General features: G+C 58.7%; 16 protein-coding genes and 3 tRNA genes. 7 read left to right on the forward strand and 12 right to left on the reverse strand.

The genetic code is table 11. The features are described 5' to 3' along the window. The first annotated feature begins 34 nt into the window (after nt 1-34). On the forward strand, nt 35-940 hold the full coding sequence (locus tag HMPREF3149_RS03250; protein ID WP_070536560.1) for a DUF3515 domain-containing protein: 906 nt from the start codon (nt 35-37) through the stop codon (nt 938-940). A gap of 7 nt (nt 941-947) precedes the next feature. Here the strand turns inward: HMPREF3149_RS03250 and HMPREF3149_RS03255 are convergent, their stop codons facing one another. Continuing rightward, the gene (locus tag HMPREF3149_RS03255) at nt 948-2,018 is read right to left on the reverse strand and encodes a D-alanine--D-alanine ligase family protein (RefSeq protein ID WP_070536562.1); all 1,071 of its coding nucleotides are present in this window, start codon (nt 2,016-2,018) and stop codon (nt 948-950) included. Between the two features lie 21 nt (nt 2,019-2,039). After that, nucleotides 2,040-3,038, reverse strand: coding sequence for an NAD(P)H-dependent glycerol-3-phosphate dehydrogenase (locus HMPREF3149_RS03260; protein ID WP_070536564.1), 999 nt, complete (start codon nt 3,036-3,038; stop codon nt 2,040-2,042). A 130-nt stretch (nt 3,039-3,168) separates the two neighbouring features. Here HMPREF3149_RS03260 and HMPREF3149_RS03265 point away from each other — a divergent pair, with 130 nt between their 5' ends. Next, on the forward strand, nt 3,169-4,167 hold the full coding sequence (locus tag HMPREF3149_RS03265) for an NUDIX hydrolase (protein ID WP_070536566.1): 999 nt from the start codon (nt 3,169-3,171) through the stop codon (nt 4,165-4,167). Between the two features lie 51 nt (nt 4,168-4,218). Here HMPREF3149_RS03265 and HMPREF3149_RS03270 read toward each other — a convergent pair whose 3' ends face one another. The 4 genes from HMPREF3149_RS03270 to leuC form a co-directional block, all read right to left on the reverse strand. Then, on the reverse strand, nt 4,219-5,199 hold the full coding sequence (locus tag HMPREF3149_RS03270; RefSeq protein WP_141741440.1) for a hypothetical protein: 981 nt from the start codon (nt 5,197-5,199) through the stop codon (nt 4,219-4,221). 160 nt (nt 5,200-5,359) lie between these two features. Beyond that, a complete protein-coding gene (locus HMPREF3149_RS13725) occupies nt 5,360-6,412 on the reverse strand; it encodes a hypothetical protein (RefSeq protein WP_070536570.1) in 1,053 nt (350 codons plus the stop codon). 114 nt (nt 6,413-6,526) lie between these two features. After that, nucleotides 6,527-7,117 (reverse strand): 3-isopropylmalate dehydratase small subunit, encoded by a 591-nt coding sequence (leuD, locus tag HMPREF3149_RS03285; RefSeq protein WP_070536572.1) that lies wholly within the window; start codon nt 7,115-7,117, stop codon nt 6,527-6,529. Nucleotides 7,118-7,163: 46 nt separating this feature from the next. Next, a complete protein-coding gene (gene leuC, locus HMPREF3149_RS03290) occupies nt 7,164-8,588 on the reverse strand; it encodes a 3-isopropylmalate dehydratase large subunit (protein ID WP_070536574.1) in 1,425 nt (474 codons plus the stop codon). A 48-nt stretch (nt 8,589-8,636) separates the two neighbouring features. Here leuC and HMPREF3149_RS03295 point away from each other — a divergent pair, with 48 nt between their 5' ends. Beyond that, complete coding sequence (locus HMPREF3149_RS03295; RefSeq protein WP_070536576.1) at nt 8,637-9,335, forward strand: IclR family transcriptional regulator; 699 nt, start codon at nt 8,637-8,639, stop codon at nt 9,333-9,335. A 40-nt stretch (nt 9,336-9,375) separates the two neighbouring features. Here HMPREF3149_RS03295 and HMPREF3149_RS03300 read toward each other — a convergent pair whose 3' ends face one another. Next, nucleotides 9,376-10,158, reverse strand: coding sequence for a chymotrypsin family serine protease (locus HMPREF3149_RS03300; protein ID WP_070536578.1), 783 nt, complete (start codon nt 10,156-10,158; stop codon nt 9,376-9,378). 94 nt (nt 10,159-10,252) lie between these two features. Here HMPREF3149_RS03300 and HMPREF3149_RS03305 point away from each other — a divergent pair, with 94 nt between their 5' ends. Together HMPREF3149_RS03305 and HMPREF3149_RS03310 are read left to right on the forward strand one after the other, a co-directional pair. Beyond that, nucleotides 10,253-10,543: a hypothetical protein gene (locus tag HMPREF3149_RS03305; protein WP_042530652.1), complete on the forward strand. Its 291-nt coding sequence runs from the start codon at nt 10,253-10,255 to the stop codon at nt 10,541-10,543. A 105-nt stretch (nt 10,544-10,648) separates the two neighbouring features. Further along, nucleotides 10,649-11,413 carry a hypothetical protein gene (locus tag HMPREF3149_RS03310; protein ID WP_070536579.1) on the forward strand — a complete coding sequence of 255 codons (765 nt, stop codon included), beginning with the start codon at nt 10,649-10,651 and terminating at the stop codon, nt 11,411-11,413. Nucleotides 11,414-11,500: 87 nt separating this feature from the next. Here HMPREF3149_RS03310 and HMPREF3149_RS03315 read toward each other — a convergent pair. Beyond that, a tRNA-Glu gene (locus tag HMPREF3149_RS03315) sits at nt 11,501-11,573 on the reverse strand. Between the two features lie 698 nt (nt 11,574-12,271). On the opposite strand from HMPREF3149_RS03315, the gene HMPREF3149_RS03320 reads away from it, so the two are divergent. Together HMPREF3149_RS03320 and HMPREF3149_RS03325 are read left to right on the forward strand one after the other, a co-directional pair. Beyond that, nucleotides 12,272-12,676: a hypothetical protein gene (locus HMPREF3149_RS03320; RefSeq protein ID WP_070536581.1), complete on the forward strand. Its 405-nt coding sequence runs from the start codon at nt 12,272-12,274 to the stop codon at nt 12,674-12,676. After that, nucleotides 12,669-12,998: a transcriptional regulator gene (locus tag HMPREF3149_RS03325; RefSeq protein WP_070536583.1), complete on the forward strand. Its 330-nt coding sequence runs from the start codon at nt 12,669-12,671 to the stop codon at nt 12,996-12,998. The genes HMPREF3149_RS03320 and HMPREF3149_RS03325 overlap by 8 nt, the downstream gene beginning before the upstream one ends. On the opposite strand, the gene HMPREF3149_RS03330 is transcribed toward HMPREF3149_RS03325, so the two are convergent. From HMPREF3149_RS03330 to gltX, 4 genes are all read right to left on the reverse strand, one after another. Beyond that, complete coding sequence (locus HMPREF3149_RS03330; protein WP_070536585.1) at nt 12,993-13,556, reverse strand: RBBP9/YdeN family alpha/beta hydrolase; 564 nt, start codon at nt 13,554-13,556, stop codon at nt 12,993-12,995. The genes HMPREF3149_RS03325 and HMPREF3149_RS03330 overlap by 6 nt on opposite strands. Nucleotides 13,557-13,611: 55 nt before the next feature. Continuing rightward, a tRNA-Glu gene (locus HMPREF3149_RS03335) sits at nt 13,612-13,687 on the reverse strand. Between the two features lie 56 nt (nt 13,688-13,743). Continuing rightward, nucleotides 13,744-13,815 (reverse strand) — tRNA-Gln (locus tag HMPREF3149_RS03340). 173 nt (nt 13,816-13,988) lie between these two features. Then, nucleotides 13,989-15,488 carry a glutamate--tRNA ligase gene (gene gltX, locus HMPREF3149_RS03345; RefSeq protein ID WP_141741441.1) on the reverse strand — a complete coding sequence of 500 codons (1,500 nt, stop codon included), beginning with the start codon at nt 15,486-15,488 and terminating at the stop codon, nt 13,989-13,991. Nucleotides 15,489-15,565: the final 77 nt, after the last annotated feature.

Raw genomic sequence — 15,565 nt, forward strand, 5'->3', positions numbered from 1 at the left:
TCTTTTAGGCCTCCCGGGGTTAGGATAAGCCCCTATGGATACCCAATTTAACCGCACCGCCATCTACGTCTCACTCGGGATTGCCATCACAATGGTGCTGGCCGTGATCTTTGGGGCCAAATACGTCTTCACGTCCACTGCTCAGCAGCCGGTTGCGCTGCCACCGACCCCGTCGGAGGCCGCGGACTCCCCCGAATGTGCGGAGCTGGTGCGAGCGCTTCCCGACGTCCTCCTGGGCCACCCCCGCGCGGAACTCGCCGATCCTGCGCCCGCCGGCGTCGCTGCATGGGCCAGTACCTCGGAGGACCGCGTAACGGTGCGCTGCGGCGTAGATTTGCCACAGCAGTACACTGAATACTCGCAGACCCTCGACGTCGAGGGCGAAGAATGGCTCAAGGTTATCGATGCGACACCAGGATCGAACCTCACAACGTGGTACTCCACGCAGCGGTCCCCGGCCGTGGCCATGACAACCGCGGCAGATGAGGAACCACAGGGGCTTAGCGACGCCCTCTCCCGTCTCCCCCATGAATCCCTCACGCCACACCCAGCTCCGCTCTCCCAGCTAGCCGCCGGGCCGGATAAGATGTGCCCTAAGCTCGACAAAGCTTTGCCAGGAACGCTCGCGGAAGGCTACACACGCCGCTCGGATGTGGGCGACAAGAACACATGGGTGTATAGCGCGCCGGGGCGCGAGGAAATTGTTGTACGCTGCGGCGTGGCCGCTCCGGAGAACTACGCAGCCGGCGTCCAGCTACAGCAAGTCAATGAGGTTCCGTGGTTTGAGGACACCACCTTGGCTGAGGGCACCACAGCCGGCACGTGGTTCGCCTTGGGACGCTCCGAGGATCTCGCACTATCTGCCCCGCAGGACGCGGCGAACTCGGCGCTCGTTCGGCTGAGTGACGCTCTCGCTAAGGCCACACCGCCCCAGTCCTAAACAGCGGCTAGGCGCGCGCGAGCGCAGTCTGGATCAGTATGTCAAGCAGCTCGGCATAACCCACGCCGACTGCGGAGAAGACCTGCGGATACATCGAAATCGGGGTAAATCCCGGGAAGGTGTTGACCTCGTTGATGTAGTAGGTCTCGTCGGTGATGAAGAAGTCCACGCGGGACAGCCCCGCTGCGCCCAACGCTCGGAAGGCTTCGATGGCGCGTTCGCGGATTTCTGCGCTGAGTTCCTGGCTCAAAGGCGCAGGGATTTCTGCAGAAACGCCCTCATTGATGTACTTCGAGTCGAAGTCATAAAAACCTTCCTCGGACTCCGTGGTTCCGAGGAGTTTCGCGGGTACGGAGGCCTGGAGGGTTCCGTCTGGGTGTTCGAGCACGCCGACCTCAACCTCGGCGCCGAGGATCTCCGGCTCCACGAGCACCTTTCCATCGGACTCGTAGGCCAGCTGTACGGCTGCCTCGAAATCCTCCCAGGCTGAAACTTTGGACACGCCGATGGAGGATCCGCCGCGTGCTGGTTTGACGAAGACGGGAAGGCCAAGGTGGGCCTTGTGTTCATCGCTCAACACAGTCTCTCCGGTGAGCACAACCTGAGGCGCCACGGGCAGGCCTTCGGCCACCAGCAGCTTCTTGGTGAATTCCTTATCCATCCCGACGGCAGACGCCAGCACTCCGGCGCCCACGTACGGAATTCCGGACAGCTCGAACAGGCCCTGCACCGTCCCGTCCTCACCAAACGGTCCGTGCAGGACCGGGACGATGACGTCCACCTCGGTATAGTGCTCGTGACGGGTCACGTTATGAATGCGACCGCGGGTGGCGGGGTTGAGGGAGAGGGCAAGCTCATCGTGCAGTTCAACCTCTGGGAGGCGGCCGTCAACAATCTGCAGGCCCTCCCGGGTACCCTGGGTCCACATACCATCACGGGTGATGCCAATAGGCACCACCTCGTATTTCTCCGGGTCGAGGTGCTCCATAATGGCGCCCGCGGAAATGCAGGACACCGAGTGCTCGGAGCTGCGCCCGCCGTAGACGACGGCTACGCGCACAGGTTTCGCTTCAGTCATACCCGGCAACTTTACTCGGCTCTACTCCGCCTTTTTGGTGCGACCCATCAGAGCCACGATCATGTCATCCACGCTTACCCCTTGGTGGCACACGCCGTAGACAGCCTGGGTAATCGGCATCTCCACGCCCGCGCGCTGCGCAAGGCGGAAAATGGAGTCCGAGGAAATAACGCCCTCGGCCACCTGACCGTTGGTGGCGGCCTTCGCTTCCTCCAGCGTCCCGCCCTGACCGAGGCGGTAGCCAAACGTACGGTTACGCGACAGCGTCGAGCTACACGTTGCTACGAGATCACCCATTCCTGCCAGACCAGAGAACGTAAACGGGTCGGCGCCCAGCTCCACGCCGAGGCGCGTAATCTCCGCCAAACCGCGAGTAATGATGGTGGCCATGGTGTTATTACCCAAGCCCTTTCCGGAGGCCATACCGCACGCAAGCGCGATGACGTTCTTGCATGCACCACCGATTTCTGCGCCAATGACATCAGTGTTGGTGTACGGGCGGAAGTAAGGTGCGGCCGCTGCATGCTGAACTTCTTCAGCGCGCGCCACATCGGTGCAGGCGATAACCGTCGCCGCCGGCTGTTCCTGTGCCACCTCCTTGGCCAAGTTTGGCCCTGAAAGCACCGCGATGCGCTCTTCTCCTACCCCGGCGGCATCCGCGATAACCTCACTCATGAGATTAAGCGTTTCCTTTTCCACGCCTTTGGAGATGGACACCACCGTGGCGTCCTGCGGCAGTAACGGCGCCCAGTCTTCCAGGTTAGCGCGCAGGGTCTGGGAGGGGACACCGAAGATGACGATGGAGGCGTCGCCAAGCGCCTGCGCAGGATCCGTCGTTGCCTGAATTGACTCGGGAAGTGGCAGGTCCGGTAGGTAGTCTGGGTTCTCGTGGCGAGTGTTGATGGCCTCCGCCAGCTCTGCACGGCGAGCCCACAGGCGCACCTCGTTGCCGGCGTCCGCAAAAACTTTGGCCAGAGTGGTTCCCCAGGAGCCTGCTCCCATTACGGCCACATTAACCATGTGCCACCTCACTTTTGAATCGCTTTTGTCGGTTTCCACCATTAAAGCACGCTCGGCGCGTAAGGCTGCATCACGGCGGACAGTGGAGGAAGATGGAGGGAGCGAAAAATACCGGTGTTGAAGGAGCAGTATGCCCAAGGCAAAGAACATGCACGAAACGGATAAAGATACCCAATCGGAGGTGTTTGTTTCCGGGCGCCATCAGGAAATTCCGGTGGATCCGGCCGATGAGTTCAAGCGCACCACGCTGGCTGCCGGTGCGGTGTTGTGGCGCGGTGAGCCGCAGGATCCAGAGGTGGCCATCATCCACCGCCCGCACTACGACGATTGGTCGCTGCCCAAGGGCAAGGTCGATCCGGGCGAATCACTGCCAGCTACCGCTGCCCGCGAAATTCTAGAGGAGACCGGCTACACGGTGCGATTGGGCAAGCTCATCGGGAAGGTAGCGTACCCGGTACAAGGCCGAACAAAGGTGGTCTACTACTGGATGGCGCGAGTTCTGGAGGGCTCCTACACTCCGAATGATGAAAGCGATGAGCTGCGGTGGGTGTCCATCGACGAAGCCTGCGAGTTGCTGTCTTATGAAGTCGATACGCAAGTGTTGGCTAAGGCTCAAAAGCGACTGCGCCTAGCCCCGACCACGCGTGTTCTCTACGTGCGGCATGCCCACGCCCACCAGCGACGAACCTGGGAGGGCGATGATGATCTGCGCCCGTTGGACAAGAAGGGTCGCCGCCAGGCTGAGATGCTCGTCCCGATGCTCGCCCCTTACCACCCGACGGCCATCTACTGCGCCCCACCGCAACGCTGCCAACAGACGGCCGCTCCGCTTGCTGACGAACTGGGAATGGACATCGCCATCAACAAGGCCTTTGGTGATGATGTTTTTGACGCCGCACCTGAGGACGCCCGCGCAGCTTTCCAGCGCGTTGTCGATGGCGGTGGCGTTCCGGTTGTCGTAAGCCAGGGTCTCACTATTCCGGGCATCATCGAGTCCTATGCCCCGAAGTTCATCACAACCCCTATCGAGGAGCTGAAGTTTAAGAAGGCCTCAGTGTGGGTGCTGTCTTTCAACGACGGTGAGCTGACTGGCGCGGACTACCTAGCTAGCCCCCTACCGGTGCGTTAGCTCCGCGAATGGGAGGTTTCTTGCTCATCCCATCTTCCCCCCGCCCCAAAGTTACGGCCAGAGCCTGCATTGCTGCTGTGAGATGGCGCGAGCGGCAAACGCAAACCCCAATGCCGTAATAGGAAAGGCGGGAATTAGCCCGAGAAACAGAAACAATGAGAAGGCAAACTGAATCAACCCGAGCAGAACTACAGTGCCCAGGGCAGTGCCGAAGTTTTGGCGCACCATCTGCTGTGACAAGCTCAGACATTGGCCCACGGTAAGCGAAGGTTCTTTCGCCTTGATGACTGGTGCCGCCCAGAACAGCACGATCGCAACAATCCCTGGGATGATGAGCAGCGAGCCCACGGTGACCATAAATCCTACGCACAGAAAAACCTTCATCAAGCCAGCGACGGATTTGAATTGAAAGAAATCTCCGAACGTCAGCTTTTCGCCGTCCAACGCCTTATTGGCGGCATAGCAAAAGTTTGCCTGCATCCACAGCATGCAAGCAAACACGCAACCGAAAATTGCGACGAACGTCAGCAGCAAGGCGACGACGCCCGCGAAACTCAAAGGTTCAGAGGCCGCGGTGGAGGAAATGCTGCCCATAACAATGGCGACGTTGAAGGACACCACCATCACGGCAAAATTGACCGCAAAATAGACAGCGGTAAGGATGCCCAGATGGGCAAGGACACCCACGATCCACTCTGCAGCAGCATCCCCGAAGGCTTTAAAAGACTGCCCAATAATATAGCCGGGCTCTGCCTGCGGCACCCCCATCATCACTGGGGGCTGCTGCGGCCACGGCCCTTGTTGGTAAGGGCCGGTTCCGTTGAAGTGGTTCTCAAAGGAGCCTGAGTAGTTTCCACCCCCATAGGGCCCCGGCTGATAAGGGCCACCGTGTCCTGAGTAGGGCGGCACCCCTCCTCCCTGCGCTCCATAACCAGATTGGTGTGGCCCCATGTTGGGGCTAGAGGAGCCTCCAAATCCACCTTGCCCGGTATACCCGTGTGGCCCGTCATATCCTTCATATGGGTTGGTCATGCACTGGAGTCTATAGGGAGTTTCAGTGTCGGCGCGCTGAAGTGCCCTCCATCCCGGCAATAACAGGGGTCTATTCCCCACGCAACGCAAGTGAAGTCATTCCGCCCACGACGAAAGGGGCGCCGTCTTGGACGAACGCCCCTGTCACACAATCCAGATGTTAGGCCCAGCGCATGGCCGGACGCTTGCGCACGGTGCGCAAGAAAAGGACATGTCCCAAGCTCATGAGCGGAGGAGCACAGAGCACTCCAACAATGGGAATCAACATGAACAAGCTCATCAAGATCGAGAACAAGAGGTAGAAAATAAACATTTGACCGAAGTTGTTCACGACAAGGTTCATCGATTCTTTAAAGCACTCACCAATACTCTTTTCGGGGTCTTCAGCTTTGATCACCGGTGCCGCCCAGAAAAGCACGGCCGCCACGATGCCCAGAACGATGGTAAAGCTACCGATAACAAAGGCAATGATGTAGCAGATATACACACCGAAAATACCCTTGACGTTGCCACCCTTAAAGTAGTCGCCGAAAGAGACATTTTCCCCATTAGCAATCTTGCGTGAGGCGGAGACGCAGCCGGCATACATCCAAGCAGAGAGAAGAATCGCCAAGAAGTAAACAACGACCAAACCGAAAATGCTCAATGCCCCAAGGCCCGCAGCGCCACCGTCGGAAAAGGCGTCAGTCGCTGGGTCATACGACGTCGCGGCAGTAGACGCAGCACCAATGCTCACGACGAAAAGAGGCAGGAAAATCCCGATTCCCATCACTGCGAAGTAGGCAAGAGCGGCGAGAGCACCCGGCATAGGCTGCTTGAAATAACCCTTGAACGCCTGACCGATGGAATCCATGGCGTCGACCGGCGAGACGGTCAGACCACCTTGCTGCTGGTAACCCGCGCCATAGCCACCTTCCTGTTGGTAGCCCGCGCCATAGCCACCTTGCTGCTGGTATCCCTGACCGTATCCGTTGGGATCCTGGTACTCCTGACCGTACGTACCCTGGCTGGCACCGTAGGAGTTCTCCCCATACGAAGTTCCGCCGTAGTTCTTGTTGCCAAAGCTACTCTGGTCGGACCCATAGGAGCCATAGGTATTTCCACCGGTGGAGGCCCCGTTGCCGGATCCATAGGCTCCAGAACTGTTGTGGCCGTTGTTTCCGCCGTGCTGATCGCTGGACGGGTCTCTATTGCTATCAAAAGGGTTGGTCATGCGGAAAACACTAACGGCACCCTGTTAGGGGTGCCACATGAGACGGGGAATACTACCCCTTCCTACCTCAGAAGGGGTTAACGATATTTACACATTCTCACGCGATGCCGACCATTATTGTGCACCAACTTTCGGCTTGAACGAGGGACGGCCAGCTTCGAAATCCTCAATGTCCGCCTCGTTGCGCAGGGTAAGTCCAATATCGTCGAGACCTTCCATGAGGCGCCACCGCGTGTAGTCATCAATGTCGAACGTATAGCTGTTGCCGCCCACGGTCACGGTACGCGCCTCCAAATCAACGCTCACCTGTGTCTCGCCGGACTCAAGCTGCTTCCAAATCAACTCGATGTCTTCCTGAGCCATGAGCCCGGTCAGGAGCCCAGCCTTGCCTGAGTTTCCACGGAAAATATCGGCAAACCGCGAAGAAAATACAGCTTTGAAACCGTACTCAGCCAATGCCCAGACGGCATGCTCACGGGACGAGCCCGTACCGAAATCTGGTCCTGCGAAGAGCACGGAGCCATCTTTGAATTGGGGCTGGTTGAGTACAAAGTTCTCATCCGAGCGCCAGTTTGAAAACAGCCCTTCAGCAAAGCCCGTGCGCTTGACGGACTTGAGGTAGCGAGCCGGAATGATCTGATCAGTATCCACGTTCGAAGCGCGCAGCGGAACACCTACGCCAGTGTGATTTACGAATTTGTCCATTGTCTTCTGCTTTCTCCGATTCTTCCTTGTACTTCCTCGTCCCCTCTTAGGCGTCGATGTCTGCCGGTGACGCCAAGTGGCCCAGAACTGCGGTGGCTGCTGCAACAGCGGGCGAAACGAGATGGGTACGCCCGCCTGGGCCCTGTCGGCCTTCGAAATTGCGGTTGCTTGTCGACGCCGACCGCTCCCCCGGTTTCAACTGGTCCGGGTTCATACCTAGGCACATCGAGCAACCAGCCGTGCGCCATTCAGCACCGAAATCAGTGAAAATCTTGTCGAGTCCTTCTTCCTCCGCCTGCGCCTTCACAACGGCTGAGGAGGGCACGACCATCATGCGGGTGCCGTCAGCAATGCTGCGGCCCTTGACCACCTCAGCGGCCGCCCGCAGATCCTCGATTCGGGCATTCGTGCAGGAACCTAGGAAGACCGTATCGATCTCAATCTCACGCAGCGGGGTGCCGGGCTTGAGATCCATATAGGCCAAGGCCTTTTCGGTGGCTGCCTTGTCGCCTTCGTCACCAAAGGATTCCGGGTCCGGTACGGACGCACTCAGCGGCAGTCCCTGTCCCGGGTTGGTGCCCCAGGTTACGAATGGAGTCAGTGCAGAGCCGTCGATGTGGACGACGGTGTCGAACTCGGCGCCATCATCAGTAGGCAAGGTCTTCCAATACTCCACAGCAGCGTCCCAATCCTCACCCTTCGGTGCGAATTCGCGGCCCTTGACGTAGTCAAAGGTCGTCTCATCCGGAGCTACCATACCGGCGCGGGCGCCCGCCTCGATAGACATGTTGCAGATGGTCATGCGAGCTTCCATGGACATCTTACGGATGGCCTCGCCGCGGTACTCAATGATGTGGCCTTGGCCGCCACCGGTGCCAATCTTGGCGATGATAGCCAGGATAAGATCCTTAGCCGAAACGCCTTCTGCCAGCTCACCACTCACCTCGATAGCCATGGTCTTAAAGGGCTTCAGCGAGAGCGTCTGGGTGGCCATGACGTGCTCGACCTCTGAGGTGCCGATACCCATGGCAATGGAGCCAAACGCTCCATGCGTCGAGGTATGGGAGTCACCGCACACGATGGTCATGCCGGGCTGCGTGATACCAAGCTGGGGGCCAACGGTATGAACGATGCCCTGCTGTGCATCCCCCATCGCATGAAGACGCACGCCGAACTCTTCGCAGTTCTTGCGCAACGTGGAGACCTGGGTACGGGAGATCTCATCCTTAATCTCCAGCAGATTGCCGGTCTTAATCCCCACAGTGGGAACGTTGTGGTCCTCTGTAGCCAAGTGCAGCTCAGGATGACGCATGGTACGCCCAGCCAAGCGCAGCCCATCGAAGGCTTGTGGGCTGGTAACTTCGTGAAGGAGCTGGAAGTCAATGTAGAGGAGATCGGGTTCGCCGTTCTCTCCCTTGCGCACCACGTGGTCGCGCCACACCTTCTCTGCCAATGTCAGTTTCGTAGTCATAAGCCTCTCCACTTGAAATCTCAATTAATGGGACGTAGATTTCATTATATGGGAGAGTATAGCGCAGTATCAGGAATAAAGGTATTGGATCGCGCAGTCGCCATCATGATGGCCGCGACCAACCGGCCGTCCACACTCAATGAGCTCTGCGAGACTACTGGTTTACCACGGGCAACAGCCCACCGGCTCGCGACAGCACTCGAAGCACATCGCATTTTGACCCGCACCCCCGACGGGAAATGGGGCGCTGGCCCAGCCCTACCGGGCAACCGCGATCGCATTATCGAGACCGCCGGGCCCATCATGGAGGAGCTTCTTGCAGCCACCGGTGAGTCTGTTCAGCTCTATGAGCTCTCCGGCACGACACGCACGTGCATTGCCACCCGTGAGCCGGAATTTGGACTGCACAACGTCGTGCCGGTGGGCCGCCAACTACCCCTAACGTCAGGTTCCGCCGCACGTATTTTCGCCGCTTTTGCGGATGTCCACGTTCCCGACGCCCTGTTTAGCGAGCAGGATGTGACTCTCGCGCGCGAGAATGGCTATTCCGAATCAATTGAGGAGCGCGAATCCAACCTCGCATCCATTTCTGCCCCTGTATTTGAAGGTTCGGGCACCCTCATCGCTGTGCTCTCAGTGTCCGGCTCAGCAGAACGTTTCCGCCCGTCTCCTGCGGAGAAGTTTGCACCGATGCTTCTCGACGCCGCACAGCGGCTCAGCAACGCTCTAGCCCACGACGCGACTTAGAACGGGGAGCTCAAAGAGGGAAGCAGCGGCAACCGGGACGCTACGCCCCTAGGCCGATAGAGAAAATGAGCCCGCGCAGACCCTCAGGACCCTTACTACTCGTAGAAGAGAGCGCCTCCCCCCTCTCCTGCACAACACGAACAAGGTTGGCCGGTTCCCGATTCGGACGGCGCGGCACAAAGCCCTGATGAGGCAGTCGCTCCAACTCATCGGCGTAGGGCATGCGCGCATAGTTGGAGAAGATTACCTTGCGACCATTGCGGTTTGCCTCAGTAATTCCCTGATAGATACCCACCACTCCAGCATGCCCTTCTAGGGAGACGGGACCACCACTATCCCCTGGGGACAAGGAAAAGCCTGAAGCATAGTGCATTCCCGGAAAAACTCCAGGACCGCGAACGGTCGGTCCGCACTGCCGCCCCGCGTAGCGGCCGTCCATACACACAGTGGCGCCCTCGCCAGGAGGGGGCGCGATACCGTCACCGGTTAACGGATTGCCGCCGGAGGAGGTACCAGCTGCAAACTGAATGTAGGCAAGGTCGTGGCTAGCGGCGCCCGAGGGGCTAAACCATCGCAGGGTTCCCACGTGTTGCCCAGAATCGGTATACACCTGCCCGCCATCGAGAGCACAGTGCGCCGAGGTCCATGCGCGAGTGGACTCTACGTAGCCAACGCTGCATCCTGCACCGTCAGACGTAATGATCTTCTGCCCTTGCGTGAGCTGGACGGTAGTTTCCGCAGCGACAGGCGCGGCGGCGATACCCAAGGCTAGTGCGCAAGACCCAGCGGCAGCCAGGAACCGGCTCGTCAGTCTCGTTGTCATGCACTTACTGTAGCACCCCCGCTATTGAAACCGTACTGAAAATAGGATTAAATGAAAACAGATTGAAAACACTCGAACTCCCTAAGGAGGAGCCATGAGCCACACCATTCATGACGAGCACACCCACACCCACGGCGAGGGTTGCGGTCACGTCGCTTTCCAGCACGGCGACCACACCGACTACTCCCACGATGGCCACATCCACCGCGAGCACGAGGGCCACTGGGATGAATGCGAGCCCTCCGAGCATCACGTTCACGAGGACCACGACCACGAGCACGGTGAGGGCTGTGGTCACGTCGCTATCCCGCACGGCGATCACGTTGACTACCTGCACGATGGCCACCGCCACGCTGCACACGACGGCCACTGGGACGATCACTAAATCCCAGTCGCCTCGACGCGCTGCCCAGCTACAGCACTCCACTGAGCAGGGCAGCGTTCCCCGTTTTCCCACACCATATGGCTAGGCAGGCGTTAGTGTGGGGCTATGACTTCCTCACAGACCCCTTCCTCCGCACGCCGATTCCTCACGGCCTTGACCGCCGTAGCCACCGCGGGCCTCCTCGCAACTGGCTGCTCCTCTTCCACCAACACCGAGACCGCCGCCCCGGCCACCTCCGAGGCGAAAGAGCCATCATTCAAGAACACCTACCCGGCCTTTAAACCGCTTAACGACGATGCCCACGTCGACGTACCCGCAGGCCCCGAGCCCACCATTCCTGCCGGCCCCGCCCCAGAAGGACAAGCCGGTGCCCAGCCCCAGAGCGCTCAGCCGCAGGGAGCCCAAGAGCAGCAGGCCGCGCAACAGCAAGCCCCGCAGTCCACGCCTCCCCACCTTCAGGGAGTAGAGCCTGGACAGTACGTCACCCCACCTGGAAGCAGGAAGACTATAGAATCCGCACGTATTGGTTCCATCAACCACATACACGAACAGCTTCCTGCGAACCAGATCAACGGCGCCAAGGTCGATGCGTTCGGCACCCCTGCCACGGTGTGCCAGACAGGTGATGGCTACAACATCACCTACGTCCTTGCCGGCCCGAATACCAGCTGCGACTTTGCCCGCTCGACTGCTGGCCACCTCATGGGGCTGACCATCAGCTCTCTGGAAGACCTCCGTGGGTATGTTCCCCCACAGATATCCGTCACTAGTCCAGTAACCCAACAAACCTACAACCTCGCCTGCAAGACCGACGACCGCGAGATTATCCGCTGCACCGGCGGTAACAACGCCGAGGTTATGATTGTGTAGAAGCCCGAAAAGGTGGGTGTGCTCAGCACAATATTCACCGGAAACAACAACGCGCTAAGCCATGATTGTGGCTTAGCGCGTTTCTTGTACCCCGTACGGGATTTGAACCCGTGTTACCGGCGTGAGAGGCCGGCGTCCTAGGCCGCTAGACGAACGGGGCTCGTTTAGCTGTCCGTTGCGGACTTGCTAAACACTATAGGATCCCCGAAAGTTTGCACAAATCGGCTGCTAAAAGCACCTTTACAAAGATAAAATCCCGAACCTCGTCGCCCTGTTGCGGCTGCGATGCCAGCTAGCATTCTCTAAGACCCTGGGCGGATCGAATCAGTGGTTATTCCGCGGGCGTGCCGTGGGCAGCTGGGGCCGGAATGCTCGTGCGCATCGCTGGAGGTTCGGGAGGACGCGTGCGCTAACAGCATGTGGTGCAAGGCTCCTACTTCGCTCGAATGTTGGTGTTGAGAAGTTATGGATTATGGCAGTGCCGCCCATTACCGTCTGCTAGAGTCGCGTCGGCGATAGTGATGATTATCTACTTCCGCCATCCGCTCTCCTTTCTTGCCGGGAATGTGTTGTACCTGCAGTGTAAGCCTCCCCAAGGCACACCGGAAGCACTTAGACCAATTGGACACCGGTTTACCCCCTGGTATGCCTAGTCGCACCCTGCGAACCACGGCTGTGATGCGTCCCGGTATGGGGTAGCAACAGACCACCAGCCCCGTTAGACCCCATGCGTAGCTACATCCCCTCTATGCACAGTCCCTCACTTGCATACTTGGCAAGCATTGGACTTGCAACTAAGGCAAGTGTTACACTTGCCTTAGTTGCAAACCAGGGAAGTTGACGTTGAGGAGAAGTACGATGAGCGACGACCTTAAGATCATTCACGACGTTCAAAAGCGCACCACGTGGAAACAGAGCTGGTGGGCGGTGGCGATAGTGGCGCTTGGCGTCGGCGGCGGTATCGCGCTATTCAAGCTGTCATGGTGGTACGGCCTCGCGGTTCTTGTACCGACGTTCGTTCTGGGTTATCTCCTCAAGGATAAGATTGCAAACCCCTTCGTTCGGGTCAATCCCAATATGGGGCCGAGTAATGATCGCGCGACTTGGTCACGAGTACTGCTGGGAGGTGCCATGATGTTCTCCACCGTGCCGACGCCTGATACTTGGCCGTGGATGGTGTTCTCCGGAGCGGTAGTCACTGCAGCTACCGCGTGGATGTTGTATGAGAACCGCAACGCCGCCGTTAAGGGCGTCAATGTCTAAGGAGTCTACGCACCAATCAGCCAAGCTAGATCCGGTCATCCACCCCATCAATCGGCTTAAAATTTGTGCCACGCTGTTCCATTCGGGCGCAACCGACGGCAGGCAGATGAAATACGCCGTGCTTGCAGAGCTCACCGAGCTTCCCGCCGATACGCTTTCCAAACAGTTGAAACATCTTGAGGACAGCGGCTATATCAGCCGCACCCGCGAATATGGCTCCACGCGCGCCAAAGACGCCGTCTGGGTCGCGTTGACCCAGACTGGAACAGGAGCCTATACACAGCACGTTGCCGCACTTAAAGCCATGACAGAAGGCTCATAGACTGCGCAGCCACTGCGTAATGTGCTGCCACAACTGCGGAAATTCGAGGTAGCCGTCACTCCCCAGGAAGTGCCCACCGTTCTCAATGGTAGTGAGCGGGGCGGAGAAAACGTCGGCAAGCTGCTCTGTGAGGGCTGGATCCACAAGGACATCATTTGTGGACACGAAGACCTCAGCGTGAGCGATCTGGGGTTTAATGCCGGACACGTCAACGTGTGCTTGGCTAATGAAGTCATCGAGCTCGGGAATGACGCGAAGCTTCTCAATGAAACCGGAGACGATAAAGAGACCGGGAAGTTCCCACTCGCCTCCCAATGCCGTGAGATAGTGCAGCGCCGCGATGCCACCCAGGCTATGCGTGATAATGCAGGTATCGGAGTCCGGACGGCCGATATCTCTGCGCAACGCTTCTGCCCACTCCTCCAGCTTCGGTGAATGTGGGCCCGGCAGCGCAACGGTATGAACCGTGTGCCCATCGGCGGTCAACTGGTGCTCCAACCACGGAAACCAGTGGCTCTCGGGGCTGGCTTGATATCCATGAACGATGTAGAAGTGCATGCCGTCGATAGTAAAACAGAAAGAGTGGCAAGCGTCGAAAGCTTGCCACTCTACGTGGTACCCCGTACGGGATTTGAACCCGTGTTACCGGCGTGAGAGGCCGGCGTCCTAGGCCGCTAGACGAACGGGGCATAGAACTGTGACCACTGTTCACAAAGCACCGTAGTGCTGTGCGCAGTTATCACTGCTGGCCTACCAGGACTCGAACCTAGAATGACGGTACCAGAAACCGTTGTGTTGCCAATTACACCATAGGCCATCATTGCGCTGAACGTGCTTGGGATTTTCCCCTCGCTGCTCGCTGCAACGGTTTATAACTATATCCAGCACTACCGATCCACACAAATCGCCAGGCCAGATGCGTTTTTCGGGGCGCCTGGAAACAACCCTCACGCCCCGAAATTACAGCCCTGTGAGACTGTTTCCGTGCTGTTACTCAGCACTCCACGGGGTGACCGCCTGAGCCGCCTTAAGGCGTGCCAACGTGGACTCCTTGCCCAGAAGCTCCATGGACTCAAACAGCGGCGGAGATACCTGCTGGCCCGAGATAGCTACACGCAGGGCGCCGTAGGCTTTGCGGGGCTTGAGGCCGAGGTCGTCGATAAGCGCGGCGGAGAGAACCTTCTCAATCTCCTCCGTCTTCCACTCCCCGAGCTCTTCCAGCTTGGCAATAGAGACCTCAAGCGGCTGCACGGCGTCATCCTTGAGATTCTTCTTTGCAGCCTTCTCATCGAGCTTCAACTCCGCATCCGGAGTGGTAAGAAAGGACATGAGGCCATAGGCATCCGAGAGGGTCTTGATGCGGGTCTGCACCAGGTCTGCGATAAATGCAAACTTATCCTCGGGGTAATCTGCCGGGAAGTCGGTGTATTCACTCAGGTACTCACGAAGGCGCTGAGCAAAGTCTTCCGGCTTAAGCAGGCGAATATGATCGGCGTTGATGGCCTCCAACTTCTTCTGGTCGAAACGAGCTGGGTTGCCCAGCACGTCGTGGACATCGAAGTTGGCAATGAGTTCATCGACGGAGAAGATGTCTTGGTCCGCAGACAAAGACCAGCCCAGAAGGGACAGGTAGTTGAGCATGCCCTCCGGGATAATGCCGGCGTCGCGGTGGTTAAACAGGTTGGACTGTGGGTCACGCTTGGACAGTTTCTTGTTGCCCTCCCCCATCACGAAGGGAAGGTGGCCAAACTCCGGAGTCTGCTTAGCAATACCCAGCTCAATGAGTGCCTCATAGAGGGCAAGCTGGCGCGGCGTGGAGGACAGCAGGTCCTCACCACGCAGGACGTGCGTGATGCCCATGAGGGCGTCATCGACAGGGTTGACCAGCGTATAGAGCGGAGCACCGTTGGAGCGGGCAACCACGTAGTCCGGCTGAGTCTCTGATTTGAACGTCATCTCCCCACGGACAAGGTCTGTCCAGGACCAGTCCTTATCCGGCATGCGCAGGCGCCACACGGGCTTGCGGCCTTCAGCCTCAAAGGCGTCGATCTGCTCCTGGGTAAGGTCGCGGTCAGAGTTGTCATATCCCAGCTGCGGGTCACGGCCAGCTGCCTTGTGACGTTCCTGAACCTCCTCAGTGGTGGAGTAAGCCGGGTAGACGTAGCCGCCATCCTTAAGCTTCTGCAGGACATCGGCATAAATGTCCATGCGCTGGGACTGGCGGTAGGGCTCATCGGGGCCGCCCACGTTGACACCTTCATCCCAGCCCAGGCCTAGCCAGTTCAGGGAGTCGATGATGGCCTGGTAGGACTCCTCAGAGTCGCGAGCAGCATCGGTGTCCTCGATGCGGAAGATGAGCTTTCCGCCAGTGTGGCGAGCGTAAGCCCAGTTGAACAGCGCTGTGCGGACCATGCCCACGTGGGGCGTACCGGTAGGTGAAGGACAAAAACGTACGCGGACGTCGGAAGTTGTTTCAGTCATGACTCCCATCGTAGTTCAGGGCTGCTTCGCCGCACCGGACGCCCCACATGGGGGTAAATGAAAGCTGTATCCACTAACTATATGCA

The sequence above is a fragment of the Corynebacterium sp. HMSC05E07 genome (genome assembly GCF_001807225.1).
Taxonomy (GTDB): Bacteria; Actinomycetota; Actinomycetes; order Mycobacteriales; family Mycobacteriaceae; genus Corynebacterium; species Corynebacterium singulare.

Bases quoted from the DNA above. Each gene is read 5' to 3' on its own strand.
- HMPREF3149_RS03270 (WP_141741440.1), bottom strand. From the start codon at position 5,199: ATGACCAACCCATATGAAGGATATGACGGGCCACACGGGTATACCGGG.
- HMPREF3149_RS03320 (WP_070536581.1), top strand. From the start codon at position 12,272: ATGAGCGACGACCTTAAGATCATTCACGACGTTCAAAAGCGCACCACG.
- HMPREF3149_RS03305 (WP_042530652.1), top strand. From the start codon at position 10,253: ATGAGCCACACCATTCATGACGAGCACACCCACACCCACGGCGAGGGT.
- HMPREF3149_RS03310 (WP_070536579.1), top strand. From the start codon at position 10,649: ATGACTTCCTCACAGACCCCTTCCTCCGCACGCCGATTCCTCACGGCC.
- HMPREF3149_RS03325 (WP_070536583.1), top strand. From the start codon at position 12,669: ATGTCTAAGGAGTCTACGCACCAATCAGCCAAGCTAGATCCGGTCATC.
- HMPREF3149_RS03255 (WP_070536562.1), bottom strand. From the start codon at position 2,018: ATGACTGAAGCGAAACCTGTGCGCGTAGCCGTCGTCTACGGCGGGCGC.
- HMPREF3149_RS03265 (WP_070536566.1), top strand. From the start codon at position 3,169: ATGCCCAAGGCAAAGAACATGCACGAAACGGATAAAGATACCCAATCG.
- HMPREF3149_RS13725 (WP_070536570.1), bottom strand. From the start codon at position 6,412: ATGACCAACCCTTTTGATAGCAATAGAGACCCGTCCAGCGATCAGCAC.
- HMPREF3149_RS03295 (WP_070536576.1), top strand. From the start codon at position 8,637: ATGGGAGAGTATAGCGCAGTATCAGGAATAAAGGTATTGGATCGCGCA.
- HMPREF3149_RS03250 (WP_070536560.1), top strand. From the start codon at position 35: ATGGATACCCAATTTAACCGCACCGCCATCTACGTCTCACTCGGGATT.
- HMPREF3149_RS03330 (WP_070536585.1), bottom strand. From the start codon at position 13,556: ATGCACTTCTACATCGTTCATGGATATCAAGCCAGCCCCGAGAGCCAC.
- leuD (WP_070536572.1), bottom strand. From the start codon at position 7,117: ATGGACAAATTCGTAAATCACACTGGCGTAGGTGTTCCGCTGCGCGCT.
- leuC (WP_070536574.1), bottom strand. From the start codon at position 8,588: ATGACTACGAAACTGACATTGGCAGAGAAGGTGTGGCGCGACCACGTG.
- gltX (WP_141741441.1), bottom strand. From the start codon at position 15,488: ATGGGAGTCATGACTGAAACAACTTCCGACGTCCGCGTACGTTTTTGT.
- HMPREF3149_RS03300 (WP_070536578.1), bottom strand. From the start codon at position 10,158: ATGACAACGAGACTGACGAGCCGGTTCCTGGCTGCCGCTGGGTCTTGC.
- HMPREF3149_RS03260 (WP_070536564.1), bottom strand. From the start codon at position 3,038: ATGGTTAATGTGGCCGTAATGGGAGCAGGCTCCTGGGGAACCACTCTG.